This is a genomic window from Bacillus swezeyi (assembly GCF_001969815.1).
Lineage (GTDB): Bacteria > Bacillota > Bacilli > Bacillales > Bacillaceae > Bacillus > Bacillus swezeyi.
The window spans coordinates 1-3,312 of record NZ_MRBK01000084.1 but is presented as its reverse complement, the minus strand read 5'-3'; the positions used below and the strand labels follow the sequence as shown (position 1 = coordinate 3,312).

The following is a 3,312-nucleotide window of genomic DNA, read 5'->3' as shown; positions in this document are numbered from 1 at the left end:
ATTAAATAATTGTTTTAGGAGGTGAGATTATGTTCAATGAAATGGAAAGGGAATCTTTACGTTTGAGACTGGAACAACTTAATGATAAAGAGATTACTCTCATGCAAGAAATCCAAAAAGAACGTGATAACATCTATTCTAAGCTACGCGAATTGGATGGAAAAGACGTTGAATCTCCTACAATTAACAAAAAGCTTTCATTAATCAATTTGGCTGGTGCTACAGCCCAAAAATTGAAACAAACCAAATATTCAAATCAGCAATCTCTTCCAACAAATAACGTATCTCCGTTAAACTCAGCAACACAAACACTTCATAGGTCTAAAACTTCTATACAGCGAGAGGAAGCATTAAAAATATTGAATAAGCAAGAAGAGGGTATTAGAGGAGCAAGACTCCGAACAGAAATTGAAAAAGGAACTGGTATGAAAATTAAAAATATGACTACTTTCATGGTCGGTCTTATGAAACACCATCCTGAAGTGAAAAAGCCATATCGTGGTCAATATGCCATTCAGAATGAAAAGTCCTTTGAATAAGGGCTTTTTGTTTTGATGAAATAAATTAGTGTATAATAAGAACATATATTCGGTTTTAAGGTGATGTGGGTTATGAGACCAATTATTTCTGATGAACTTGCTGAAGCAATCCACGAGAAAATTATTATTGATTTGTGCGTTCACGCTATGGAAACAAGAATTGCTAAAGCACAATCTAATCAAAACAGTGGACTCGTTGATTACTATGAGGGCAAATAAAAATACTGTTCGGTTTCAGGAAGCAAATCAATGATTACCTGAGAAAGGAAAACACAAAAATTCACGAAGTTGTCATCTGTGATGATATGTTTGTTGAGTATCCTTATTATATAAAAACTAAAGAAGGGGGCATTAAGGAAGGGATTTCGCGGTATTGGAAAGCTGCTTTGAAACTTCATATGAAAAGGAAACTGGAAGAATTGTGATAAAGAGTTGATCCTAATCAAAGTATCAGTTTGTTGTTACGATAGAGAGGGAAGATCGGGGCTTTTTAACCCAACTTTCTTGAAAACACTTAAAAAAGTAAGATATACATGGGAATTCCTTTGCAAAAATTAGTAACATTCTGTAAAATGTTATCATAGTGTTAGAGGCAAGTATTGTATTAGGAGGTAAGTTATGAAAAAGATAGCCTCAGTGGATGTTGCCAACCTTATAAATACATGGTATGTCTACATTAAAAAAAGAGATGTTTCTAAAGCTATAGAGCTTAGAGACAGGATAATGAGTCTTTTTGGTAGTATGGAAGAAGATCAAGATGTTTTGCTTTATTTTAATCTGCTGGACTATAGGTTTAGAGTTTTAATGGAAGATATAGCAGGAGAGCCTAAACTTCCTCCCAACGCTGAAGACAAGGCTAAAACTGATGGAATGTTAAGGTATTATTATTTCCTGTTTAAAGGAATGTATGAGAGTGCAAAGAATAACTACTCTAAAGCACTCACACTTTTTAGAGTTGCTAGAGACAATTAGACAATGTGGAGGATGAGATTGAGAAGGCTGAATTTCATTATAAGCTTGGGAACCTCTACTACTTTACTAAAACAACCCTACTCTCTTTTCATCACCTCTCAATAGCTAAAAGCATCTATCAAGCATACGCAGACTATAAGACACAATCCCTTAATTGTACTGTGCTGTTGGCTCTGAACTACATAGATGATGGCAGGCTTTTAAGGGCAGAGACTATGCTAAAAGGCTGTGCAGAAAGACTTATTAAAGTGGGTGACAACCATTTATTAGCCGCGGTTTATTATGATCTAGGTTTTTTGAAAATCCAAGAGGATAAACATGAGGAAGCTCTTGTGTATTTTAACCTGTCCTTTGAAACCAATGATCTGAAAAGAAATGCACCTATCATGTACATGCAATGCATTTATGAGTCAGCCAGATCAACATATAAGATAGGGGAAGTGGACAAAGCAATAAAGTGGGTACAGCTGGGCTTTGAATTTTCACAAAAAACAAATAATATAAACTTTGCCCTTAAATTTTCAGTTCTCAATATATGCTATACTGCCCCCCTTGAAGGTATAGAGCAAGTCAAAGACTTTATTAACAGGCTAGAGGAAAGAGAGGCTTTTGTAGACATTGAGGCGCTTGCTGAGGATGTAGCAAAGGTCTACAGTTCCTTAAATAATTACAAATATTCCACATACTTCTTGGAAAAAGCCATAAAATCAAGTAAACTTACAGGTAAGGAGGTTCTTTAAATGAAAAAACTTATTGTAACTGCTTTCATTACTGCGTCGCTTGGGCTTGTTTTGTCTAGTACTACAAACTTCATTTTAGAAACTGCTCAAGCAGATAGCACAGCTACTTTACTTGCCTCAAGAGGGGCAGGCTCCTAAACAATTTTTTAAAAAAACACAGAGGGGCTTATATAGTCTCTCTGTAGTCCTCTGTGTCTGTATTCACTTCTCAAGTATCCGATTTGCCTCCAGGGACTTCAATCTTCTTCACCTTACTTTGGAGTAGGTGTCCCATCTTTCTCGTCCTCAGAAACAAGTAGAGCCCTCCTTGGACTTCCTTAGCCACTCCTAAGTATGAGCAGAAAAAAGCATTCAAATAGCTGAAAGAATGGCAAATTTAAATTAAAAATTTCATTAGTCGAAACCATCATTTTTACATAAACAAAGGAGATAGGTTCTTTTCGTTATACTTCATCATGGTTTCTTCAGTTTGATTATAAAGATGTAATGCATTACATTTCGATTGACAAAAAGTATACCATTGACTATAATAAATGGTGAAACAATATATTAATGCTATATTGGTGAAATGCATTACACAAATTAAAGATGAATTAGTTTTTCAATTTTAAATTAAACAAAAGTATTGCAATTGTGTTTATCATCTGCAAAGTTACATAAAATAAAAAAGACTCAACTGCGTCAACAGTCGAGTCAGCGTACAAAAAGCAGCCCACTAAGGAAAGGGGCTTGCTCATAAGATCTAGGTATAGACCTCCCTACAAGTTTAGCGGCTCAAGGGAGGTCTATTCGTATAATAAGATCAATTAAGTTTACTTATATAGTATTCTTAATTGATCTTTTTTTATGATTAGTCTAGATCGAGTTAGCCTATCAGCAAATGAGGATGAGTAGGATTCGTTGGAATAAGATACAGTAACCCTAGATTTCTCTAAAAAGTCATTGCTATGCAGATCAATCTATTTGAAAAAAGAATTAAATATGAAATGTAGATCAGTTAATTTCTTCGTCAGATGGTCTTTTTTATAAAGAAATAAAGGGGGGAAAGAACTTTCTTATAC

At 34.7% G+C, this 3,312-nt stretch carries 3 protein-coding genes and 1 pseudogene; all 4 read left to right on the top strand.

Translation table 11 applies throughout. From position 1 onward, the window contains the following. Positions 1–29: 29 nt before the first annotated feature. The 4 genes and pseudogenes from BTA30_RS22345 to BTA30_RS23510 all read left to right on the top strand — a co-directional run bounded on the left by BTA30_RS22345 (position 30) and on the right by BTA30_RS23510 (position 2,389). Positions 30–539 (top strand): Rok-like winged helix domain-containing protein, encoded by a 510-nt coding sequence (locus BTA30_RS22345; RefSeq protein ID WP_076764268.1) that lies wholly within the window; start codon positions 30–32, stop codon positions 537–539. Between the two features lie 72 nt (positions 540–611). Then, positions 612–758, top strand: a complete 147-nt coding sequence (locus BTA30_RS24040; protein WP_239693705.1) for a hypothetical protein — start codon at positions 612–614, stop codon at positions 756–758. 399 nt (positions 759–1,157) lie between these two features. Beyond that, positions 1,158–2,251, top strand: a pseudogene (locus tag BTA30_RS22335) (response regulator aspartate phosphatase). Then, complete coding sequence (locus BTA30_RS23510) at positions 2,252–2,389, top strand: hypothetical protein (protein ID WP_164470273.1); 138 nt, start codon at positions 2,252–2,254, stop codon at positions 2,387–2,389. Positions 2,390–3,312: the final 923 nt, after the last annotated feature.

Bases quoted from the DNA above. Each gene is read 5' to 3' on its own strand.
- BTA30_RS22345 (WP_076764268.1), top strand. From the start codon at position 30: ATGTTCAATGAAATGGAAAGGGAATCTTTACGTTTGAGACTGGAACAA.
- BTA30_RS24040 (WP_239693705.1), top strand. From the start codon at position 612: ATGAGACCAATTATTTCTGATGAACTTGCTGAAGCAATCCACGAGAAA.
- BTA30_RS23510 (WP_164470273.1), top strand. From the start codon at position 2,252: ATGAAAAAACTTATTGTAACTGCTTTCATTACTGCGTCGCTTGGGCTT.